Raw genomic sequence first — 21,363 nt, forward strand, 5'->3', positions numbered from 1 at the left:
GGCCCCTCCGGCCGACGGTGGTGGCGGTCGACCGGAGGGGCCGCAGGGGGATTACTTGGCGAGGTGCTGCGGGCCGAAGGCCTGGGGCAGCATCTGAGACAGCGGCAGGACGCCCGCCGGGGTCTCCAGCAGCAGCTCGGCACCGCCGAACTCGTACAGCAGCTGCCGGCACCGGCCGCACGGGACGAGGATCTCGCCGCCGCCGTCCACGCAGGTGAAGTGCGTGAGCCGGCCGCCCCCGGTGCGGTGCAGCTCCGAGACCAGCCCGCACTCGGCGCACAGGCCGAGCCCGTAACTGGCGTTCTCGACGTTGCAGCCGGAGACCGTGCGCCCGTCGTCGACCCGGGCGGCGGCACCGACCGGGTAGCCCGAGTAGGGGACGTACGCGTGGGTCATGGCCTCGCGCGCGACCGCGCGCAGGGCCTCCCAGTCGACGTCGGCCGCGGCGGCCTCGGGCCGGGTCACTTGCCTTGTCCCTTCCGGTAGGGCAGTCCGTCCGCCTTCGGCATGCGCAGCCGTTGCGCGGACAGGGCGAGGACGACCAGGGTGATGACGTACGGCGTGGCGGCGACGACCTGGTTGGGGACCTCGTTGGTGCCGGCGTACCAGGCGTAGACCAGGGCGCCGACGACCAGGGTGACGAGCGCGTGCCCGTACTTCTTGCGGATCACCAGCCAGATCGCGCCGATGACCAGCAGCAGCGCGCCGAGCAGCAGCAGTGCGTGCACGTTGGCGGAGCCGCCGCGCAGGTTGAGGCTGTCGGTGTAGCCGAAGAGCCCGGCACCGATGGCGAGGCCGCCCGGCATCCAGTTGCCGAAGATCATCGCGGCGAGGCCGATGTAGCCGCGCCCGCTGACCTGGCCCTCCAGGTAGAAGGGGTTGGCGACGATGGACAGGAAGACACCGCCGAGGCCGGCCAGGGCGCCGGAGACGATGACGGCGATGTACTTGTACTTGTAGACGTTGACGCCGAGGGACTCGGCGGCGACCGGGTTCTCGCCGCAGGAGCGCAGCCGCAGGCCGAAGGCGGTGCGCCAGAGGATCCACCAGCTCGCGGGGACGAGCGCGATGGCGACGAGGGTCAGCCAGGAGACGTTGGTGACCAGTCCGCCGAGCAGGCCGGCGATGTCGGAGACGAGGAACCAGCCCTTCTCGTTGAGGTCGCGCAGTCCTTCGGAGAGTCCCGGCACGGTGAAGTGTCCGAGCGACTCGACCGCCGGGGACTGCTTGGCGGAGCCGCCCTGGTGGCCCTCGAAGGCCAGCGGGGCGAGGTAGCGGGTGGCGCCGAGGGCGAGGATGTTGATGGCCACACCGGAGACGATGTGGTTGACGTTGAAGGTGACGGTGACGAAGGCGTGCAGCAGTCCGCCGAGGGCGCCGCCGATGAGGCCGACGAGGACGCCGGTCCACGGACCCCACTGGAATCCGGCCCAGGCGCCGAACCAGGTGCCGAGGATCATCATGCCCTCGAGACCGATGTTGACGACGCCCGCGCGCTCGGCCCACAGACCGCCGAGTCCGGCGAGGCCGATGGGCACGGCCAGCTGGAGGGCGGTGGACATCTGGCTGACGTTGGTGATGCCGTCCGCGCCGGTGATGATGCGGACGATCGAGACCAGGGCCAGTGCGCCGGCGACGACCAGCAGCAGCACGGGCCACGACATGCGGCGGCCGGTGGGTGCCGCGGGCTGCAGCGAGGGCTGGTTGACGTCGGTCGCTGTGGTCGGGGCGGTCATCGGCCGGCCACCTCCTTCGTGGAGTTGTTGTCGGCGCCGAGGACGTGACCCGCGGCGAGTTCCGCGCCGACCTGGCGCTGCTGGCGGCGCAGGCCCCACTCGCGGACGGTCTCGTAGGAGACGACGACCGAGAGCACGATCAGGCCCTGCATGATGACCGCGATCTCCTTGTCGTAGCCGTGGAAGTCCAGCTCGGGCGAGGCCTTGTCGAGCCAGGCCCACAGCAGGGCGGCGAAGGCGATGCCGACCGGGCTGTTGCGGCCGAGCAGGGCGATGCCGATGCCGAGGAAGCCGATGCCGGTCGGGAAGTTCAGGCTGTAGGTGTGGGTGTCGCCGAGCAGGATCGGCAGGCCCGCGAGGCCCGCGATGCCGCCGGAGATCAGCATGGCGCTGAGCACCATGCGCTTGGGGTTGACGCCGCTGGCTGCGGCGGCGGTCTGCGAGGCGCCGGAGGCGCGCAGGTCGAAGCCGAAGCGGGTGCGGTTGAGGACGACCCAGTAGCCGATGCCGAGGAGCGCGGCGAGGACGACCAGGCCGTAGATCTCGCCGGCCTCGCCCATGTCGATGCCGGGGACCCAGCCGGACTCGTGCATCACGCCGGTGGTGTTGTTGTTGCCGACCTTGACGCCGAAGACGGTCGGCAGCCACAGGTAACCGATCACCGAGGTCGCGATCGCGTTGAGCATGATCGTGGCGACGACCTCGCTGACCCCGCGGGTGACCTTGAGGACACCGGCGATGCCGGACCAGAAGGCGCCGGTGAGCACGGCGGTGAGCAGCAGCAGCGGGATCTGCAGGGCGGCCGGCAGGTTGGCGTGGGCGCCGACGACGGCGGCCATCATGGCGGCGAGCTGGTACTGGCCGTCGACACCGATGTTGAAGAGGTTCATCCGGAAGCCGATGGCCACCGCGAGGGCCGCGATGTAGTACATCGAGGCCTGGTTGATGATCAGCACCTGGATGTCGGAGAACATCGCCTGCTCGAACATCAGGGCGAACGGCTCGACCGGGCTCTTGCCCGAGGCGAGCAGCACGATCGCGCTGAGCACGAAGGCCACGGCGAGCGCGATGACCGGGCCGGCCACCGCGAGGAGCACACGCTCCTTGTCGAACTTCTTCATCAGCGGGCCTCGCCTTCCGGAGACCGGGGGGCGTCGGCCCGGGTCTCGGGGGTCTCTTCGCTTTCGAGGTGTCCGGTGGCCGCACCCGTCATGGCGGTGCCGAGCTCCTCCGGGGTGATGGTCGTGGGGTCGGCGTCCGCGACCAGCCTGCCGTCGTAGATCACCCGGAGGGTGTCGGACAGACCGATCAGCTCGTCCAGGTCGGCGGAGATCAGGAGAACGGCGAGGCCCTCGCGGCGCGCTTCCCGGATGTGGTCCCAGATCGCTGCCTGCGCGCCGACGTCCACACCGCGGGTGGGGTGGGAGGCGATCAGGAAGCGGGGCCGGTGGCTCATCTCGCGGCCGATGATCAGCTTCTGCTGGTTGCCGCCGGAGAGGGAGGCGGCGGTGACGTCGATGCCGGGGGTGCGGACGTCGTACTTCTCGACGATGCGGCGGGTGTCCTTCTGGGCGGCCTTCAGGTCCAGCCAGACGCCCTTGGCGTTGGGCTTCTCCGTGACGTGGCCGAGGATACGGTTCTCCCAGAGGGGGGACTCGAGCAGCAGCCCGTGGCGGTGCCGGTCCTCGGGGATGTAGCCGATGCCCTCCTCGCGCCGCCGGCGGGTGGGCCAGGCGGTGATCTCCTCGTCGGCCAGCCGGATGACGCCGGAGTCGGCGGTCCGCAGGCCGATGAGCGCGTCGACCAGTTCGGTCTGGCCGTTGCCCTCGACGCCGGCGATGCCGAGGATCTCGCCCTCGTGGATGGTGAAGCTGATGTCGTCGAGCAGGGCCTTGCCGCCGGGGGCCGCCAGGCGCAGCTTGTCGACGGTGAGCACCGGGCGGTCGGTGACCGTGGACTCGGCGGTCTGCGGCGTGGGCAGTTCGCTGCCGACCATCATCTCGGCGAGCTCGCGCGGGGTGGTCTCGGCGGGCACGGCGGTGCCGACGGTGGTGCCGCGGCGGATGACGGTGATGTCGTCGGCCACGGAGAGGACTTCGCCCAGCTTGTGGGAGATGAAGATGACCGACAGCCCCTCCGCCTTGAGCTCGCGCAGGTTGTCGAAGAGCGCGTCGACCTCCTGCGGGACCAGGACGGCGGTGGGTTCGTCGAGGATCAGCGTGGTGGCGCCGCGGTAGAGGACCTTGAGGATCTCCACGCGCTGGCGGGCGGCGACACCGAGCTCCTCGACCAGCAGGTCGGGGCGCACGCCGAGGCCGTAGCGGTCGGAGATCTCCTTGATCCTGCGCCGGGCCTTCGCGCCGATGCCGTGGAGCTTCTCGCTGCCGAGCACCACGTTCTCGAGGACCGTGAGGTTGTCGGCGAGCATGAAGTGCTGGTGGACCATGCCGATGCCGCGGGTGATGGCGTCGGCCGGCGAGGAGAAGGCGACCTGCTCGCCGTGGATCGTGATGGTGCCCTCGTCCGGCTTCTGCATGCCGTAGAGGATCTTCATCAGCGTCGACTTACCGGCCCCGTTCTCACCGACGAGGGCGTGCACGGTCCCTTTGCGGACCGTGAGATGGATGTCGTGGTTGGCCACGACGCCCGGGAAACGCTTCGTGATCCCGGCGAGTTCGACGGCGGTCACCGATTCGTTGACCGCAGCTCCGGCCGGGGGGCTGCTGGACGCGTTGATGGCGCACTCCTGGGGACGGGGGTCGTCTACGCGCGTAGCGCCCCGACGGCATCAAAGGGGGCGGCGCACCGAACAGACAGGGTGCGGGGAGCTTACTCCCCGCACCCTGTCGAGCGGTCGCGACCCCGTGGGTTACACGTTGCTCAGGACTTGCGGGCTCAGCTCGACTTGACCTTGATCTTGCCGCTGATGATGTCCTTCTTGGCCGTCTCGACGACGTCCTGGAGCTTGGCGTTGTCCGCGAACTTCGGGTTCGAGTTCGACAGCCTCACCTCGCCCGACTTCAGATCGCCCGTGAGGATACCGGTCCGGGGGCTGCGGTCCTCGACCGACTGCGCCAGCTTGTACACGGACTTGGCGACGTCCTTCATCGCCGAGGTGAGGATCCAGTCCTTGTACTTCGCCAGGGCCTCGTGGTGGTACTGGTCGGAGTCCACACCGATCGCCCAGACCTTGTTGGCGGCGGCGGCCTGGATGACACCCTGACCGGACAGACCGGCCGCCGCGTAGACGACGTCGGCCTTCTTCTCGATCTGGCCCTCGGCGGCGGCCTTGCCCTTGTCCGGGCTGGAGAAGCCGCCCTCCTCCGCGGTCTGCGTGAGGAACTGCGAGAGGACCTTGACGTCCGGGTTCGTGTCCTTCACGCCCTGCTCGAAGCCGGCCCGGAACTTGTGGATCAGCGGGATGTCCACACCGCCCACGAAACCGACCGTCTTCGTCTTGGTGGTCGCGGCGGCGGCGACACCGGCCAGGTAGGAGGCCTCCTCCTCGGCGAAGACCAGGTCGGCCACGTTGTCGGCCTCGACGGTGGAGTCGTCGACGATGCCGAAGGTGGTGTCCGGGTACTTCTCCGCGGCCTGCTTCACCGCGGAGGCGTAGAGGTAGCCGACACCGATGACGGGGTCGTAGCCCTGCTTGGCCAGCGAGGTCAGCCGCTGCACCTTGTCCGCGTCGGTCTCGCCGTCGGTGGGCTCGACGTCGGTGGTCTTGTAGCCGAACTCCTTCTTCGCCTGTGCCAGGCCGGCGTACGCGGCGTCGTTGAAGGACTGGTCACCCCGACCGCCGACGTCGTACGCGATGGCGATGCCCTTGTCGCCCTCGGACTCCGACGCACCGGAGGAGGTGGAGGTACCGCCGCAGGCGGAGAGCGTGAGGGCCAGAGAGGCGGTCGCTGCGCCTGCGACCGTGATCCGGGAAAACCGGCGCATGGGGGTGCTCCTTCGTACAGGCGCCGGACGATTCGGCTACGGCGCTGCTCGCCGCAGATTAACGCGCGTAGACCTCCCAGGAAAACCCTTCTGTCCACCTTGTTATGGGCTCGTGGCCGATCCGCCTCCCCGCCGCACCGCGTCGTTTCCGATCGCGAACAGGGGAGGGGTCGTGCGCGGCACGGGAGTTGACGCGGCCGGGCGGGCACCTGTTCAGGTGCCCGCCCGGTGCTCGACGCCACGGTCGACGTTCCCTCGTTGCCGGCCGCTATCGGCGGCCGACCCTGATCACCCGGATCACCCGAGTTACTCAGATCACTCCGACCTGACCTTGATGGAGCCGTCGACGATGCCCTCCTTGGCCTTGGCCACGGCGTCCGTCAGGCCCTTGATCTCGGCCATCTTCGGGTTGCTCTCGGAGAGGCCGACGCCGTCCGCCTTCAGGTCGAAGACCTGGGTGCCGGTCCGCGGCTTGCCGTCCTCGACGGACTTGGCGAGGGCGTACACCGAACCGTCGACCTCCTTGGTGGCGGAGGTGAGGATGAAGTCCTTGTAGCCGGCGAGGGCTTCCTGCTGGTACTGGTCGGAGTCGACGCCGATCGCCCAGACCTTCGCCTTGGCGGCGGCCTCGATCACGCCCTGCCCGGAGAGACCGGCCGCCTGGTAGACGACGTCGGCCTTCTTCTCGATCTGGCCCTCGGCGGCGGCCTTGCCCTTGTCCGGGCTGGAGAAGCCGCCCTCCTCCGCGGTCTGCGTGAGGAACTGCGAGAGGACCTTGATCTTCGGGTCGGTGTCCTTGACGCCCTGCTCGAAGCCGGCCCGGAACTTGTGGATCAGCGGGATGTCCACACCGCCCACGAAACCGACCGTCTTCGTCTTGGTGGCCTTGGCGGCGGCGACACCGGCGAGGTAGGAGGCCTGCTCCTCGGCGAAGACCAGGGAGGCCACGTTCTCGCCCTCGACCACGGAGTCGACGATGCCGAAGGTGGTGTCGGGGTACTTCGCGGCCGCGGCCTCCACCGCCGCCGTGTAGACGAAGCCGACGCCGATGACGGGGTCGTAGCCCTGCTTGGCCAGCGAGATCAGCCGCTGCTCCTTGTCGGCGTCGGTCTCGCCGTCCGTGGGCTCGATGTCGGCGGTCTTGTAGCCGAACTCCTTCTGCGCCTGCTTCAGGCCGGCGTACGCGGCGTCGTTGAAGGACTGGTCACCCCGGCCGCCGATGTCGTAGGCGATGGCGAGACCGAGGTCTTTCTTGGTGCCGCCGCTGTCGCCCTTGCTGCCGCTGTCACTGCTGGTACCGCCGCAGGCCGTGGCGGCGAGTGCGAGCGACGCGACGCCCACCGCGACGCGAGTCAGTCTGGATATCCGACGCATCTGAAGTTCCCCATTCCGCAAAGCCCCTCATCGGGTGCTCGGTCCGGCGCAGATTAACGCGCGTAGACACTCCTGGGAACGGGGGGCCGCGGGGCTGTTATCCATTCGTGCCGCCACCGTGGCACACGCATCACCCCTGCGCTCCCCCCGGCGCACGCGCGCACGGAGCACGAGCGAAGCGCAGGGGGGAGCGCAGGGGGAGCTCAAATGGAAGGGAACCAGGGGCAGTTACCGCAGGGCGTCCAGCAGGGCGGCGGCGGTGAAGAGTTCGACCCCGACGGTGATGGCATGCTCGTCGACGTCGAAGTCGCCCTGGTGCAGATCACGCACGGTGCGCTCGCCCGGAGGGCGGACCCCGAGACGGGCCATGGCGCCGGGGACCCGCTCCAGGTACCAGGAGAAGTCCTCGCCGCCGAGGCTCTGCTCGGTGCTCTCCACGGACTCCGAGCCGCGCCGGGCGATCATGGCGTCCCGCAGCAGCTCGGTGACGCCGGCCTCGTTGACCACCGGGGGGACCCCGCGCACGTAGTTGATCTCCGACTTGGCGCCGTGCAGGTTGGCCACCTCGTCGATCGCGGCGACCACGAGGTCGGGGGCCAGCAGCCAGGTGTTCAGGTCGAGGCAGCGCACGGTGCCGGAGAGTTCGGCGTGCTGCGGGATGACGTTGGGCGCGTGGCCCGACTCGATCCTGCCCCAGGTCACGGCGAGCCCACTGCGGCTGTCGACCCGCCGGCCCACCAGGGCGGGCACGTCGGTGACGACCCGGGCGGCGGCGGTGACCAGGTCGGTGGTCAGATGCGGGCGGGCGGTGTGGCCGCCGGGGCCGTCGAGGGCGATCTCCAGGCGGTCGCAGGCGGAGGTGATGGGGCCCTGGCGCAGCCCGATCCGCCCGGCGTCGACCCGGGGATCGCAGTGCACGGCGATGATCCGCCCGACCCCGTCGAGCGCGCCGTCCACGATGGCCTCGGAGGCGCCGCCGGGCAGCACCTCCTCCGCGGGCTGGAAGATCAGCCGCACCGGCCGGGGCAGCAGGCCCTGGCGGTGCAGTTCGGCGAGGACCAGCCCGGCGCCCAGCACCACGGTGGTGTGCACGTCGTGGCCGCAGGCGTGCGCGCGGTCGGGCACGGTGGAGCGGTACGGGCACCCGGTCTTCATGTCGGGGATGGGCAGGCCGTCGATGTCGGCGCGCATGGCGAGCATGCCCGTGCCGACGCCTGCGGGCGCGTCGATGCCCGTGCCGATGTCCGCGGGCGCGTCGGCGGCGATGCCGGTGGCGTCCGTCACCCCGATGTCACAGATGACGCCGGTCCCGCTGGAGAGTACGCGGGGCGCGAGGCCGGCCCGCTCGAGCCGCTCCTTGATCGCCGCGGTGGTGCGGAACTCCTGGTTGCCGAGCTCGGGGTGCATGTGCAGGTCGCGCCGGAACGCGATGAGCTCGGTGCGCAGCATTTCGGGAAGGGCGCCCGGAAGCACCGCTCCTCCGGGCAGATCGACCTCGGACTCCAGTGACATCAGTTGCTTCACCCTTTGAAGGGTAGGACGCCGGGACGGTCCGCTGCTCCCTGATCAAGAAAAATCAGTCTGTCAGGGGAAGAAAAACCGGCGGCCCCGCGCATAGCCGTACATCGGGATGGGTAAACTCGTCGCTCTTGCACGGAGTATGAGGCCACCCGGCCCACCGGCGCATGACATCGGTCACAGCGGCCGTTCCGCTGCGCCTCGGCCCTCGCTCCGCCGCTCTCCGGCACCCGTTTCACCGCACTTCACCTCTCCTCGGTGTACCACGCATCGCCCGGGGCACGCCGACCGGTTCGGGTGCCGGACCCGACACCCGTGCCACCGCCGCCGCCCATGCGTCCGGGTGAAAGCGCCTCCGGGGCCCCGGATTCCGCCGATAGGGTGCGGGGCCATGCGTGCCGATCCGCCGGAGTTCCTCCGCGCCACCCGTGTCTCGTACGACGCCATCGCCGACGAGTACACCGACCGGTTCGCCGACGGCCTGGCCGATCTGCCCCTGGAACGCGCCCTGCTCACGGCCTTCGCGGACCTCGCCCGGACCGCCGGGCCGGGCGAGGGGACCACCCGGCTGCCGGTCGCCGACCTCGGCAGCGGCCCCGGACACGTGACCGCGCGGCTGCACCGGCTCGGCCTGCCGGTCTTCGGAGTCGACCTCTCCCCCCCGCATGGTGGCCCTGGCCCGCACGGCACATCCGGGTCTGCGGTTCCACGTGGGCTCCATGACCGCGCTGGACCTGCCGGCCGGGACGCTGGGCGGCATCGTGGCGCTGTACTCGGTCATCCACATCCCCGACGACCACCTCACCGGCCTCTTCGCCGAGTTCCACCGCGTCCTGGCACCCGGCGCCCCGGTCCTGCTGGCCTTCCAGACGGGCGACGAGGACGGCGGCCTGCACCTGGACGAGCGTTTCGGCCGCCCCGTCTCCCTGGACTACCACTGGCGCACCGTTCCTAAAGACTGAGCGGTAGTGAGTCCTGCTGCCAGAACCCATGCTCAGCCGAACGCCCCGAACGGTTGTGGGCGTTCTGGTCCACCGCGTTCCGTCCGCGTCCGGCGCCAGCGGATCGTGTCCGTGGTCCGGGTACGCGGGGGCGGTTTTCCTCGCTCTTTCGGGTGCCGGGTCGAGCCTGGGCGGTCCGATGCCCCTGCGCATCACTCTGGTGCGCAGGGGGCGGTGCCGTCCGTCGCCTGATCCGGTGTCCAAGAGAGCGCCTGCCGATTGCCACCGAAGCGGCGGCGTGTCGGCTGGTCTTGCGGCTCTTGCCGGTCAGTGGCTTCTGCCAGTGTTTCGCTCCCCACATCGAGGTGTAGGCCGGGTCCACGGCGATGACGCTGATATCGGCCTCGGCGCACATGCTCAACAGGCGTGCGCGGAGGCGGCCGGTGGGTATGCCTGAGATGAGCTGCCGGAACCGTTTCTTGCAGCCGTGCTTCTCTCGTGTCCTGGAGTCGGTGAAGTCCAGGTCTTCGATCGCGATGGCCTGTACACCGGTGGCTCGCGCCCAGTGGAGGAGGCGGGTGAGGGCGTGGCGGATCTGTGCGTCGCGATGGCTGGTGGTGCCGGTCAGGTCGTAGTCGAACCGGCGCGGCTCTCCTACGGGGTTGCCGTGTTCGTCCAGTCTCCAGGCGGCCAGGTGGTCGGCGTTGGTGTCCACCCCGATCACTCCGTCGGCACGCAGCGCGTCGAGGGGGACGACCGGCAGATCTTTGCGGGTCCAGGACGCCTCGAGGTACCAGCGGTCTGAGGCGGTGCTGAAGTGGATGCGGTAGGCCACAGCCCGGTTGGCGGTGACGCGGTCGCGCCATTCGGCGCCTCGGTGCGGGAAACTGACGCGAGCGGAGAGGACGTAGCGGCCGTGCTTCGCGTTGGCCCGGTCGGCGAGCGGTGCGGGCAGCCTGATGCTGATCTCGCCGTTGGGGGTGACGCGGATCGTCTCGTTGCCGTGCCGCTTGCCGGACTCGCCGTCGGCGGTCAGGAACCAGCGGGTGGCGTCCCACTCCTGGCGCCACCGCTCGGGCGTCTTCTGGGCGGCGGTGAGGTGGTGGCGCTGCCTGAACAGTCGGCGCCCACCGCGTACGACGGAGACGCGCCCGGCTTCACGTTCGGCGCTGACCTGCTCGTACCGTTCTTCGAGGATCGCCAGGCGGCGCGTCTTTTGAAACCATTCGTGCCGGCTGCGGTAGCCGCCGGGCTTGCCCCGGCTGCCCTTCTCCCCGACCGGGAGGGATAGGCGCTGCCGGAGCGTACGGATCCCAGCGTCCAGGGACTGCAGGTGGGAGTGTTGGGCGCGGCGGGACAGACCCCACTGGTCGTGGGTGTGGGAGGTGACCGAACCGGCCCACCGGGAAGAGGACTCCACGGTCAGCTCCCGCTTACGCTGCGCCCATGTATCGGTGGAGTGGTCCAGGCCGTCACGGCACCTGCGGGCCAGGTCTCGGGAGGCGAGGCGGCCCATGTGCTCGCCCACCGCCCGTAAGACCTTCTCGTCCTCGGCGGTCAGGCCCTTGAGCCGGTCGCGGATGCTGACGCCGGACGGGCCTTCGGCGACGAACGGCCGGGCAATCTGCCGCAGGACTTTGCGCTTGTCAGCCATGCTCGGCGGCCTCCAGCGCCTTGCGGGCGCGGTTCTTTGCCGACCGGTGACCGTACAGGCGGGCGCAGAACGGTGTCAGCACGTCCACGATGTCCTGCACAAGGCCGTCTTCGACCTCGCCGTCGTTCAGGACAACGAGACGACGGCCATGCGCGGAAAGCGCGGCCTCAACGAGTTCGACGTTCATACGGCCGAGACGGTCTTTGTGCTCCACCACCACCGTGGTCACGGCAGGGTCGGCCAGCAGTCGCTTCACCTTCGGGCGTGCGCCGTTCATGCCGGACGCGATCTCCGACTCCACACGTACCACGGGCCGGCCTGTGGTCGCGGCCCCGCAGATCAGCCGGGCCATGGCGTTCCAGGTCGGCTTTCTGAGCGTGGGAGGAGGAGACACGGGCGTACAGGCCCAGACCGCCAGCAGCTTCCGGCGCGGTGCTTCGTCTCGATGTTCACGAGGATTGTGCGCGGGCCGACCCGCTGAGCCGGTATTGGCAGCATCCCCTCACGGAACCAGCGATACGCGGTCTGCGGATGCACGCCCTGCGCCTTCGCCCGCTCTCTGAGGTTCACGAACACGACCGTAATGACACTCACCCGAATGCACCATCACTCACCAGAGTGAACCAACCAGGCAGCAGCTCGAACCCCCCGCCTCGGTCATCGCCCACCTGACCGAGGCGGGCCTGGAACTCACCGCCCAGACCCTGCGGGAGCCGACCGACGACGAGAAGCGCCCCCGCGCGCCCCCCTAGCCCGCAGACCGGGAACGCCTTCCAGCGGGTCAACGGGGGCAGGCCCGGGGTGACAGTCGGAAAAGGCCCCGGCCGACGGAAACGGTCTCAGGACCCAGCCACCGCTGACGGGCCGCTGCCCAGGCTCCGCGCACGCGCCCTCTCCGACGGGCATCCCGAGGTCGCGGGCACACTCTCCTACCTGTTCGGCCACGCCCACTGCGTTCGCTGCGGTGGACTCTTCAGCATCCCGGAAGCGATCCTCGCCCGCTGGTAGACCAAGCACTTCCCTCGTCCGCCCCCCTTTTTTTGAGCTTGGTCTCCAAGGTCTGGCCGGCCTCGAAGGTTGGCCGTATGAGGGCTGGCTTCCGGGAACTCGTTCGGCACATGATCGTGTGATGAAAAACGAGGGTGCCAAAGTACCGTCCAACAGCACAGGGCTTGTTGTAGGCATGCCGATCGGCATCGCAGTCGGGCTCGTGCTCGGGCTGGCTGTCTTCGACAACATGGCGATGGGCCTGGTGTTCGGCAGTGGAGCAGGCGGAGTCCTCGGTATCACTCTCCTCTCGGCCCGGCGCTCGCAGCGCCAGTCCCCCTGAAGGCTCCACAAGGCTGCTCAGCTCGCTCTTTTGGCTTCCGACGTCGATCGGCATCTCGAATCGGATCGCTCGCCCGAACATTTTCCGGACACTGAGGCGGCCTTCGTCGTGATCATGCGCTCCGCCCAGGGCTCACATGATCACGACGAAGGCGCTGTCGCCGGTCGTTCGCCGGCTCGGGGTCGGCTCAGTGGCCGCGGGCGATCCATTCGGCCAGGTACGGCGCCTCGGCGCCGATCGTGGTGCCGTCGCCGTGTCCGGTGTGGACACGGGTCTCTTCCGGCAGCGTGAACAGCCGGTCGCGGATGGACCCGATGATGGTGGGGAAGTCGGAGAACGAACGGCCCGTGGCTCCGGGGCCGCCCGAGAACAGCGTGTCCCCGGTGAACAGCACCTTGGCTTCGGGCAGGTGCAGGCAGACGGACCCGGGAGAGTGCCCCGGGGTGTGGATCACCTCGAGTGCCGTGCCCGCCACGTCGAGGCGCTGCCCGTCGCTCGCTTGCTCGAAGGCCTGGCCGGGGTGGGTCATCTCCCACAACTCCCGGTCGCCGGGGTGCAGCAGGACCGGCGCCTCGAGCTCACGGGACAGGTGCGGTGCGACGGTGACGTGGTCGTTGTGAGCGTGCGTGCACACGACGGCCAGCACGTTCCGGTCTCCCACCGCCTTGATGATCGCTTGCTCGTCGTGCGCCGCGTCGACGATCACGACCTCGTCGTCGTCGCCGACGAGCCAGACGTTGTTGTCGACGTCCCACGTGCCGCCGTCGAGGGCGAAAACGCCGGAGGTGACCACGCGCTCGACACGCAGGCCGCTCACAGGATCACCACCGAACGCAGCACCTCACCGGCGTGCATGGTGTGGAATGCCTTCTCGACCTCGTCGAGCGCGATGCGCTCGGAGACGAACTTCTCCAGCGGCAGCCTGCCCTGCAGGTGCAGGTCGACGAGCATCGGGAAGTCGCGCTCCGGCAGGCAGTCGCCGTACCAGGACGACTTCAGGGAGCCGCCGCGGCCGAACACGTCGAGGAGCGGCAGTTCGAGCTTCATCTCCGGCGTGGGCACGCCCACCAACACGACGGTGCCGGCGAGGTCGCGTGCGTAGAACGCCTGCTTCCACGTCTCGGGTCGGCCGACCGCGTCGATGACGACATCGGCGCCGAAGCCGCCCGTCAGTTCGGCGATCGCGGCGACGACGTCGGTCTCGCCGGCCTTGACCGTGTGGGTGGCGCCCAGGTCGGCCGCCCAGGCCAGCTTCTTCTCGTCCCGGTCCACTGCGATGATCTTCGATGCGCCCGCCAGCCGAGCCCCGACGACGGCCGCGTCGCCCACGCCGCCGCAGCCGATGACGGCCACCGAGTCCCCGCGGCCCACCCCGCCGGTGTTGACGGCGGCGCCCAGGCCGGCCATGACACCGCAGCCGAGCAGACCCGCGACGGCGGGGTCCACGGACGGATCCACCTTGGTGCACTGTCCGGCGTGGACCAGGGTCTTCTCCGCGAAAGCGCCGATGCCGAGCGCCGGGGTGAGCTCCGTCCCGTCGGTCAGGGTCATCTTCTGGCTCGCGTTGAACGTGTCGAAGCAGTACTGGGAACGCCCGCGCCTGCAGGCCCGGCACCGGCCGCACACGGCACGCCAGTTCAGGACGACGAAGTCGCCGGGCCGCACCGAGTCGACGCCTTCGCCGACGCTCTCCACGGTGCCGGCGGCCTCGTGTCCGAGGAGGAACGGGAAGTCGTCGTTGATACCGCCTTCTCGGTAGGTCAGATCGGTGTGGCACACGCCGCACGCGGCGACCGCGACGACGACCTCACCCGGTCCCGGATCGGGAATCACGATGTCGGTGAGCTCGACCGGAGCTCCCTTGGAGCGGGCGATCACACCGCGGACCTGCTGTGGCATCTGAGCTGGTTCCTCTGTCAGTCGGTTGTCAGTAGGTCGAAACGCATGCGCGCCGGCGCATGCCCTCTACGACCCCGACGTTAGCCCCGGACCAAGGACGGGCCACCTGCACGAAGGACCAGGAGAACCTCGACCTTCGGACTGCGGCCGGACCGGCTAGGGTGCATGGAATGTTCGACACGAAGGCACCGCCGGAGGCGGATGTTCTCGCACTGCGAGAGGTCATCGAAGGTCCGCTGCACGAGATCGCACGCCGGTTCTCCCGCTTCCTGTCGGACCGGTGGCCGCACACCGCGCTCGTCGTCTTCACCAAGGAGTGCACCGGCCGGCCGCGGAAGGTCGCCGGTGCGACCGAAATGGTCAACAAGGTCACGATCGACGAACTCGAGCAGCTGAAGGCCCTCGTCGAGCCCGGCCGGCCGCTCAGCACCACGGCGGCGATCGGCGGGGCCGCCCGCGCCGTCTGGGCCGTCCGCGACCCGGTCGGCACGCTGCTCGTCCTCGTGCCGCGCGGCTCCCGGAAGCAGCTCCCGCAGCCCGCCGCCCTGTCGGCCCTCTTCGGGATCGTCGCGACCTCGATCAGCCAGCAGGTCGCGCAGGCGAGCCCGGACTACCTCGCCGAGTCACGCGCGGCCTCCAGTGAGCGGGCCCGCACCATCACCGAGATGGCGACGGCGCACGAGAGTGCGCTGGTGGCCATCCTGAACACGCTGCGCGCCACCGCCCTCGACGATCGCCGTGCCCGCGTGGCCGCGACCGAGTCCGCCTCCGTCGCACTGGTGGCGTTGCGCTCCGCCCAGAAGTCCGATCTGGCCCTGAGCGAGGAACCGGCTTCGGCCGCGTTCACGAAGCTGCGCAGGGACATCCGGCACCTGCTCAAGCATCACGAAGCGCACGTCGAGTTCGTGCCGCCGGCCAAGGCGGCGCGGCCGTTGCCCGGAGAAGTCGCCTACGCCGCCCGCGCGATGACCCGGACCGCGGTGCTGGCCCTCACCGCGCAACCGGGTCCGTCGCGCCTGCGCGTCGCCTGGACCTGTGACGACACGTCACTGCGGATCGACGTGCGGGAACAGGAGTCCGGGAGCGTGGACGTGCGCGCCCTGTCACACCAGCTCGAAGGCCGCGCCCGCACGCTCGGCGCCACGGTCAGCCTCGACGCCGTGCCGGGCTGGGGAAGCCGGGCCGGCATCGCCCTTCCCTTCGACCCGCCGGCCGTCCGGACCGGGGAGACCAGGCTGTCGAGCCTCAACGCGCGGGAACAGGAGGTTCTGCACCTTCTCGCGCAGGGCAGGCGGAACAAGGCCATCGCCGACGCACTCGGAATCACCGAGAGCACCGTCAAGTTCCACGTCACCGGAGTGCTGAGGAAACTCGAGGTCAGCTCACGGGGTGAAGCCGCGGCGCTGGCCCTGAACGGGCACGAGCAGGGGCCGGCGGCCGGGGGCCGAGTGGAGCCGTGACCGTCACCACCGTTCACGCCGGCACCACCGCCGACAGGCGTTGGACGTCGCGGGCTGCGCCGATGACGCTTGAGGGCCTGTTTCTGGTTCAGCCATGCCGTGAGGCACGTGACTGAGTGCTTCCTGCGTCGGCCACCCCACGGCTTGTCTGGACCAAGGTGGCAATCGGCATGACGCATGCCCTAGCATGTAATACATGAAATGGGTTAGCGGTCCTTACAGTCTGTGCGTGGGTGTACCTTCCGTCGAAACCTTCCGCCGCCTGCGCACCGACGCAGGGCTCTCCGACAAAGCCCCCGAGGCGGTCGCGCTCGCCTTGCCCAACACGTGGTACGGCGTAGTCCTCCATCACGACAGTGAGCCCATCGGCATGGGGCGGATCATCGGTGACGGCGGCACTGCGTTTCAGGTCGTGGACATATGCGTGCACCCCGCACACCAGGGGCAAGGACTCGGTAAGCGCATCATGGCCGCACTCACCGAAGAGCTGGAACGCCGGGCGCCCGCTACCGCCTACGTCTCACTGATCGCGGACGGCCCTGCGCGCTTCCTGTACGAGAAGTTCGGCTTCGCCGACACCGCTACGCACCACTCGATCGGCATGTACCGCTCGATGGACGGGAGCCGAGAACGGTGAGGAACGCCAGCCATTTCGGCAGCCGAGGGGGATCAGGCCGCCTGCGCCAAGCAGTACGGGGCGACGTTTCGCTCTTCGGCCGGACGGGCTGCCCGGCGGGCCATCGGTGGGCGGCGAACCGGTAGCTGCGGACCGTGCTCAGCGTCAGCCCCAGGTCATCGGCACAGATCCGTAACGAGGCGTCGACGTCGAACAGGTCCTCTCCGGGGGCCGGGTGGGCTCCGCCGATCTGCTGCACGGGCTCGATCTCCAGCGCATGGTCCCCGATGGCGAGCTGGATGCGCTGCGTCTGTCCGACCGGTTCCCGGTCGGAGGCGGTGATCTGCTCGTAGCGCTCGCGGGTGACATGACCGATCGTGGCGGTGGGCACGGTGGCCACCATCCCTTGCGGTCGGGGCCCGGCGGACCGGCCCGCTGGCGAAAAGTTCCGGCCTTTCCGTCAGATTCCTCGTACCGGCAGATCGTTCGCCGACCATGGCCGGAGATGGGAAGAACTGAACGTTCCGACCGTTGCCTCGGTTCGTGAACTGTTCGCTCAAGCGTCAGGCCGACGCTTGGACGAACGCCACCCTGCGGCGACCCCAGGCCTCCTTCCGGCAACGCGGCGAGCAGTGAACCGCGTTGCCGCGGTGATCCACCCCGGCCGCCCAGACAGCCCCGCACTCCGGACAGGCCCTGCGGCCCTCGCCCCGTTCAAGTGCCGCCACCCACAGCCTCAACCGCCGCATCCGGCGCCCCTGCCTGCAACGACACGCCCCCGAGCAGTACACCGCCCGCAGCACGGCACCCGGCCTCAGCCACGAACCGCACCCAGGACAACGCCGACCGAGACCAGGCCCGTTGACCCCGGACACGCCGCCGGCCCAGACCCGTCCAAAGATCCAAAGGGAGGTTCAGACACAGGCACTGGGAGGAAGCCCTGGGCCGGGGTGAGGCGTTCTCGGTGAGCCAGGCGGGGCAGCACGAGGGCTGCCTCCGGCGGAACAGCCGGAACGGGGCATCAGGGAGCCAGGAACCTCTCGACCTCCCGCACCAGAGGCGGCGACAGGTCGGTCAATCCCGACACGATCACACCGAGTTCCCGTCTGGCCTCGGGCAAATCGCTCCAGACCGCCGGCTTCCTGGTCAGTACGGCGGACAGCAGATCACCCTCGTACATGTCGCCCTCCGCCATCGGGTCGTCCCTCAACACCTCCAGGGCAAGCGGCAGGAGATGAGCAAGGCCGACATTCTGTCCGATCAACAGACGCATGTCCTCGACGGTCAACTCGCCGATCGGTCTCCGTCGAAGCGCGTGCGCCGTCACGACAAGACGGCTCGCGCCAGCCGGTGGGGCCGGCCGGCGGTCGCGCTCGAGCTCCTCAAGGGAGCGATCACGCGCTACGAATCGAGTCACCGGCCGATCGTCCCACGGTGCAGGTGTCGAACGGGCCTCAGACCGCCGGCGCCGCCGAGACCGCCGACAGGCGGTGGATGTCGCGGGCGGTGCCGGTGACGCCGGAGAGGAAGCCCTGGGCGCGGGGGGAGGCGTTCTCGGTGAGCCAGGCGGGGTTGATGTCGCAGACCGCGATGCGCACCTCCGTGCCGGACAGGGCCAGGGGGAGGGTGTGGACGACGGTCGACGGGAAGCTGAGGACGGTGCCGCCGATGGGGCCCCGGCGGGCGATCAGCTCCAGGGGGAGTTCGGGGCGGACGATCTCCAGGCCCGTCTCGACCGCGAGCCGGTGGAGTTTCTCGGTGCTTTCGCGGCGGTGGGCGAAGTAGCGGGTCGCGCCGTGGGCCTTGGCGAGGGAGCGGACGGCCTCCAGGTAGGCGTCGGCGTCCACCACGCCGGTCTCCACCAGGGAGGTGCCCACCATGTCGGCGGTCCGGGTGATGCGGGGCGGGCCGAACCGGGCCCGGGTCCAGGCGAAGGCGTTGGCGCTGACGGTGACTCCGGGCGGGATGTCCGCCACCGGCATCGAGGAGAAGACCTCCACCCGGCGCCGGCTGCCCGGGGTGAGCCTGCGCCGGGCGACGCCGGACACCGGGGCCAGGAGCAGGTCCCGGGGGCCGCGCCGGCCGCCCTTGCGGTGCCAGCGCACCAGGCGTTCGCCGCGCGCGAGTTGGCCGACGAACTCCATGGTCGCCGTGCCGTCGTCGACGACGACGAGGTCGCGGGCCCGGGTGATCGTCAGCAGGAGCTGTACGTACCGGGAGAAGGGGTCCCCGAGGAGGACGCGGTCGGCCCGGCGCAGCGGGCCGGCCAGGCCGGCGATGGTCCGGAAGGGTGCGCCGGCTCCGCCGCGCGCCTCCTCCCAGCGGACCTGGTGGCCCTCCTCGCGGGCCAGTTCGGACATGCGGCGCAACTGGCCGCGGGTCATGGGGTCGACGGGGGACAGCACCACGAGGGTGAGCCCCGCGCCGGGCGCATGCGCGTGCGCCCACTCCAGCACGTTCAGCAGTTGTACCGGGCTCTCGACGAAGGCGAGAGTGTGGGAGCCGGCGTTCCCGGCGCGGGGGCTCATCGACGTACGACCGTTCCCGTCGTCAAGGGGATGGTGGGTGGGGGGAAGGTCAGACGGTCAGCGGCTCGCCGGCGGCCGCGGCGATCTCCGCCTCGGCGACGACGCCGGGGACCCGGCGGAGCTTCTTCATCGGGCCCAGCTCGGACTCGTAGACCTTCTTGACGCCGTCGCCGAGGGAGGCCTCGATGGTGCGGATGTCGCGGACGAGGCGGCTCAGGCCCTGCGGCTCGACGGACGCGGCCTGGTCGGAGCCCCACATGGCGCGGTCCAGGGTGATGTGGCGCTCGACGAAGGTGGCGCCGAGGGCGACCGCGGCCAGGGTGGTCTGCAGGCCGGTCTCGTGGCCGGAGTAGCCGATCGGGACGTTCGGGAACTCCTGCTGGAGGGTGTCGAGCATCCGCAGGTTCAGCTCCTCGGCCTTCGCCGGGTAGGTGGAGGTGGCGTGGCAGAGCAGGATGTTCTCGCTGCCCAGCACCTCGACCGCGTGGCGGATCTGCTTCGGGGTGGACATGCCGGTGGAGAGGATGATCGTGCGGCCGGTGGCGCGCAGGGCGCGCAGCAGCTCGTCGTCGGTGAGGGAGGCCGAGGCGACCTTGTGGGCCGGGACGTCGAACTTCTCCAGGAAGGCGACGGCCTCGGTGTCCCACGGGGAGGCGAACCAGTCGATGCCCTTCTTCCTGCAGTAGGCGTCGATCTGGCCGTACTCCTCCTCGCCGAACTCCACGCGGTGGCGGTAGTCGATGTACGTCATCCGGCCCCAGGGGGTGTCGCGCTCGATGTCCCACTGGTCGCGCGGGGTGCAGATCTCGGGCGTGCGCTTCTGGAACTTGACGGCGTCGCAGCCGGCTTCGGCGGCGGCGTCGATCAGCTTGAACGCGTTCTCGATGTCGCCGTTGTGGTTGATGCCGATCTCACCGGTGACGTACACGGGGCGGCCGGGGCCGGCCTCGCGGGTACCGAAGCGGCGGATGCGGGAGCTGGGGTTCACGGTGCTCATGACGGTGTTTCCTTACGTGGGGAGGGAATCGAGAGAGGGTCCGAGGATCCAGCCGGCGATCTCCCGGACGGCGCCGTCGCCACCGGGGAGGGTGGTGACCGCGCGTGCGGCGCCGCGCACGACGTCGTGGGCGCTCGCGACCGCCACGGGCCAGCCCACGAGGGCGAAGCACGGGAGGTCATTGACGTCGTTGCCGACGTAGAGCACGCGCTCGGGCGCGATGCCCTGTTCCTCGCACCACTGCTTCAGTGCGAGGTCCTTGCGGTCGACGCCGTGCAGCACGGGGAGCCTGAGCTTGCGTGCGCGGGCGGCGACGACCGGGTTCTGTTCCGTGGACAGGATCAGCATCTTCAGGCCCGACCTGCGCAGGGCCGCGATGCCGAGTCCGTCGCCGCGGTGCACGGCGACGAACTCCTGTCCGTCGGCGTCGATCAGCACCCTGTCGTCGGTCTGGGTGCCGTCGAAGTCGAGGACGACCGCGTCGATGTCTTCCGCGGTCGGTAGAGCGCCGATGGGGGTCCCCCCTGCTCGAGCGGAGTCGAGAGCTTGGGGGAGTTCCGCGTCGAAGAGCGGGGCGAGGGCGCGGGCGCGGGCGAGGTCGTGCGGGTCGTCGATCTCCAGGACCCGCGCGGGGTCGGTGCGGACGAGTTCGGTCCGGCCGAAGAAGCGGTGCCGGTGCCCGCGGAAGCCGGCCGCGTCCATCGCGTAGGCGGCGCCGGTCTCCAGGAGGTCCTGGGGGCGGTCCTGGCGGCGGGGGCGGAACGACTTGTCGTGGTTGACGCCGAAGCCGCCCGTCGCCGGGTCGGCGCCGGTGTCCGGCGTCGCGTCCGTCGCGTCCGTCACGTCCGTCGCGTCCGTCGCGTCCCGCCAGACGAAGCCGTGGAAGGGGGCCACGGTCACCGCCGTGTCGGCGCCCTGCTCGGCGACCGCGCGGGCCACCCCGTCGATGTCCTCGCGGACCAGGAAGGGGCTGGTGCACTGGACGAGCAGGACGACGTCCACCGGTGCGCCGTGCAGGGCCTCGTGGGCGTCCATGGCGTGCAGGACGGCGGCCTCGGAGGTGGCGAGGTCGCCCGCGATGGCGGCGGGGCGCAGCACGATCTCGGCGCCGGCCTGCCGGGCGGCGGCGGCGATGGCCTGGTCGTCGGTGGAGACGACGACGTCCGTGACGTGGCGCGCGGCCCGGCACTCGCGGACGGCGCGGACCACCAGGGGCACGCCGCCGACCGGTGCGAGGTTCTTCGCGGGCACGCCCTTGGAGCCGCCGCGTGCGGGGATCACGGCGAGTACTCGTCTCACCGGCGCACCGCCCCGGTCCACTTGCGGTTCGGTCATGGGATCAGCTCCTCGAGCAGGAAGGGAGGC

At 70.1% G+C, this 21,363-nt stretch carries 18 protein-coding genes and 2 pseudogenes; 4 read left to right on the top strand and 16 right to left on the bottom strand.

Annotated features, from left to right (window positions below; translation table 11 throughout):
- Window positions 1–51: 51 nt before the first annotated feature.
- The 7 genes from ACWEQO_RS05420 to ACWEQO_RS05450 all read right to left on the bottom strand — a co-directional run bounded on the left by ACWEQO_RS05420 (window position 52) and on the right by ACWEQO_RS05450 (window position 8,567).
- Window positions 52–465, bottom strand: coding sequence for a cytidine deaminase (locus ACWEQO_RS05420; protein ID WP_452979221.1), 414 nt, complete (start codon window positions 463–465; stop codon window positions 52–54).
- On the bottom strand, window positions 462–1,736 hold the full coding sequence (locus ACWEQO_RS05425) for an ABC transporter permease (RefSeq protein ID WP_452979224.1): 1,275 nt from the start codon (window positions 1,734–1,736) through the stop codon (window positions 462–464). Before ACWEQO_RS05425 ends, ACWEQO_RS05420 begins: the two co-directional genes overlap by 4 nt.
- Complete coding sequence (locus ACWEQO_RS05430) at window positions 1,733–2,857, bottom strand: ABC transporter permease (protein WP_361450285.1); 1,125 nt, start codon at window positions 2,855–2,857, stop codon at window positions 1,733–1,735. The genes ACWEQO_RS05425 and ACWEQO_RS05430 overlap by 4 nt, the downstream gene beginning before the upstream one ends.
- Window positions 2,857–4,425 carry an ABC transporter ATP-binding protein gene (locus ACWEQO_RS05435; RefSeq protein ID WP_361450282.1) on the bottom strand — a complete coding sequence of 523 codons (1,569 nt, stop codon included), beginning with the start codon at window positions 4,423–4,425 and terminating at the stop codon, window positions 2,857–2,859. Before ACWEQO_RS05435 ends, ACWEQO_RS05430 begins: the two co-directional genes overlap by 1 nt.
- Before the next feature lie 206 nt (window positions 4,426–4,631).
- Entirely contained in the window at window positions 4,632–5,681 is a 1,050-nt protein-coding gene (locus ACWEQO_RS05440; protein ID WP_361450280.1) for a BMP family lipoprotein, read from the bottom strand.
- 315 nt (window positions 5,682–5,996) lie between these two features.
- The gene (locus ACWEQO_RS05445; RefSeq protein ID WP_361450277.1) at window positions 5,997–7,055 is read right to left on the bottom strand and encodes a BMP family lipoprotein; all 1,059 of its coding nucleotides are present in this window, start codon (window positions 7,053–7,055) and stop codon (window positions 5,997–5,999) included.
- Window positions 7,056–7,283: 228 nt separating this feature from the next.
- Window positions 7,284–8,567 carry an amidohydrolase gene (locus ACWEQO_RS05450; RefSeq protein ID WP_361450373.1) on the bottom strand — a complete coding sequence of 428 codons (1,284 nt, stop codon included), beginning with the start codon at window positions 8,565–8,567 and terminating at the stop codon, window positions 7,284–7,286.
- Between the two features lie 397 nt (window positions 8,568–8,964).
- Between ACWEQO_RS05450 and ACWEQO_RS05455 the strand changes: the two are divergent.
- Window positions 8,965–9,520: pseudogene (locus ACWEQO_RS05455) on the top strand (class I SAM-dependent methyltransferase); the annotation flags it as partial.
- 4 nt (window positions 9,521–9,524) lie between these two features.
- On the opposite strand, the gene ACWEQO_RS05460 reads toward ACWEQO_RS05455, so the two are convergent.
- Window positions 9,525–11,168 (bottom strand): IS200/IS605 family accessory protein TnpB-related protein, encoded by a 1,644-nt coding sequence (locus ACWEQO_RS05460; protein WP_452979229.1) that lies wholly within the window; start codon window positions 11,166–11,168, stop codon window positions 9,525–9,527.
- Window positions 11,161–11,738 (bottom strand): annotated as a pseudogene (locus ACWEQO_RS05465) (IS607 family transposase). Before ACWEQO_RS05465 ends, ACWEQO_RS05460 begins: the two are co-directional and overlap by 8 nt.
- 559 nt (window positions 11,739–12,297) lie before the next feature.
- On the opposite strand from ACWEQO_RS05465, the gene ACWEQO_RS05470 reads away from it, so the two are divergent.
- Window positions 12,298–12,498: a hypothetical protein gene (locus ACWEQO_RS05470; protein WP_452979231.1), complete on the top strand. Its 201-nt coding sequence runs from the start codon at window positions 12,298–12,300 to the stop codon at window positions 12,496–12,498.
- 187 nt (window positions 12,499–12,685) lie between these two features.
- Here the strand turns inward: ACWEQO_RS05470 and ACWEQO_RS05475 are convergent, their stop codons facing one another.
- Both ACWEQO_RS05475 and ACWEQO_RS05480 read right to left on the bottom strand, forming a co-directional pair.
- Window positions 12,686–13,315, bottom strand: a complete 630-nt coding sequence (locus ACWEQO_RS05475) for an MBL fold metallo-hydrolase (RefSeq protein WP_452979233.1) — start codon at window positions 13,313–13,315, stop codon at window positions 12,686–12,688.
- Window positions 13,312–14,397, bottom strand: coding sequence for an S-(hydroxymethyl)mycothiol dehydrogenase (locus tag ACWEQO_RS05480; RefSeq protein ID WP_452979236.1), 1,086 nt, complete (start codon window positions 14,395–14,397; stop codon window positions 13,312–13,314). Before ACWEQO_RS05480 ends, ACWEQO_RS05475 begins: the two co-directional genes overlap by 4 nt.
- A 170-nt stretch (window positions 14,398–14,567) precedes the next feature.
- On the opposite strand from ACWEQO_RS05480, the gene ACWEQO_RS05485 reads away from it, so the two are divergent.
- Together ACWEQO_RS05485 and ACWEQO_RS05490 are read left to right on the top strand one after the other, a co-directional pair.
- On the top strand, window positions 14,568–15,857 hold the full coding sequence (locus ACWEQO_RS05485) for a helix-turn-helix domain-containing protein (protein WP_452979239.1): 1,290 nt from the start codon (window positions 14,568–14,570) through the stop codon (window positions 15,855–15,857).
- A gap of 196 nt (window positions 15,858–16,053) precedes the next feature.
- The gene (locus ACWEQO_RS05490; RefSeq protein WP_452979242.1) at window positions 16,054–16,494 is read left to right on the top strand and encodes a GNAT family N-acetyltransferase; all 441 of its coding nucleotides are present in this window, start codon (window positions 16,054–16,056) and stop codon (window positions 16,492–16,494) included.
- On the opposite strand, the gene ACWEQO_RS05495 is transcribed toward ACWEQO_RS05490, so the two are convergent.
- From ACWEQO_RS05495 to ACWEQO_RS05515, 5 genes are all read right to left on the bottom strand, one after another.
- Window positions 16,439–16,864, bottom strand: coding sequence for a hypothetical protein (locus ACWEQO_RS05495; RefSeq protein WP_452979245.1), 426 nt, complete (start codon window positions 16,862–16,864; stop codon window positions 16,439–16,441). The two genes, ACWEQO_RS05490 and ACWEQO_RS05495, sit on opposite strands and share 56 nt — an antisense overlap.
- 630 nt (window positions 16,865–17,494) lie before the next feature.
- Window positions 17,495–17,890: a contact-dependent growth inhibition system immunity protein gene (locus ACWEQO_RS05500; RefSeq protein ID WP_452979248.1), complete on the bottom strand. Its 396-nt coding sequence runs from the start codon at window positions 17,888–17,890 to the stop codon at window positions 17,495–17,497.
- Between the two features lie 37 nt (window positions 17,891–17,927).
- A complete protein-coding gene (locus ACWEQO_RS05505) occupies window positions 17,928–19,001 on the bottom strand; it encodes a hypothetical protein (RefSeq protein ID WP_452979250.1) in 1,074 nt (357 codons plus the stop codon).
- A gap of 49 nt (window positions 19,002–19,050) precedes the next feature.
- Window positions 19,051–19,989, bottom strand: a complete 939-nt coding sequence (locus ACWEQO_RS05510; protein WP_452979725.1) for an N-acetylneuraminate synthase family protein — start codon at window positions 19,987–19,989, stop codon at window positions 19,051–19,053.
- 21 nt (window positions 19,990–20,010) lie between these two features.
- On the bottom strand, window positions 20,011–21,333 hold the full coding sequence (locus ACWEQO_RS05515) for a cytidylyltransferase domain-containing protein (protein ID WP_452979253.1): 1,323 nt from the start codon (window positions 21,331–21,333) through the stop codon (window positions 20,011–20,013).
- Between the last annotated feature and the right edge of the window lie 30 nt (window positions 21,334–21,363).

The sequence above is a fragment of the Streptomyces sp. NPDC004051 genome (genome assembly GCF_053604275.1).

Excerpts from the sequence above, each read along its gene's own strand:
- ACWEQO_RS05450 (WP_361450373.1), bottom strand. The coding sequence starts at position 8,567 with ATGTCACTGGAGTCCGAGGTCGATCTGCCCGGAGGAGCGGTGCTTCCG.
- ACWEQO_RS05425 (WP_452979224.1), bottom strand. The coding sequence starts at position 1,736 with ATGACCGCCCCGACCACAGCGACCGACGTCAACCAGCCCTCGCTGCAG.
- ACWEQO_RS05445 (WP_361450277.1), bottom strand. The coding sequence starts at position 7,055 with ATGCGTCGGATATCCAGACTGACTCGCGTCGCGGTGGGCGTCGCGTCG.
- ACWEQO_RS05490 (WP_452979242.1), top strand. The coding sequence starts at position 16,054 with ATGAAATGGGTTAGCGGTCCTTACAGTCTGTGCGTGGGTGTACCTTCC.
- ACWEQO_RS05485 (WP_452979239.1), top strand. The coding sequence starts at position 14,568 with ATGTTCGACACGAAGGCACCGCCGGAGGCGGATGTTCTCGCACTGCGA.
- ACWEQO_RS05480 (WP_452979236.1), bottom strand. The coding sequence starts at position 14,397 with ATGCCACAGCAGGTCCGCGGTGTGATCGCCCGCTCCAAGGGAGCTCCG.
- ACWEQO_RS05515 (WP_452979253.1), bottom strand. The coding sequence starts at position 21,333 with ATGACCGAACCGCAAGTGGACCGGGGCGGTGCGCCGGTGAGACGAGTA.
- ACWEQO_RS05470 (WP_452979231.1), top strand. The coding sequence starts at position 12,298 with ATGAAAAACGAGGGTGCCAAAGTACCGTCCAACAGCACAGGGCTTGTT.
- ACWEQO_RS05440 (WP_361450280.1), bottom strand. The coding sequence starts at position 5,681 with ATGCGCCGGTTTTCCCGGATCACGGTCGCAGGCGCAGCGACCGCCTCT.
- ACWEQO_RS05460 (WP_452979229.1), bottom strand. The coding sequence starts at position 11,168 with ATGGCTGACAAGCGCAAAGTCCTGCGGCAGATTGCCCGGCCGTTCGTC.
- ACWEQO_RS05430 (WP_361450285.1), bottom strand. The coding sequence starts at position 2,857 with ATGAAGAAGTTCGACAAGGAGCGTGTGCTCCTCGCGGTGGCCGGCCCG.
- ACWEQO_RS05505 (WP_452979250.1), bottom strand. The coding sequence starts at position 19,001 with ATGAGCCCCCGCGCCGGGAACGCCGGCTCCCACACTCTCGCCTTCGTC.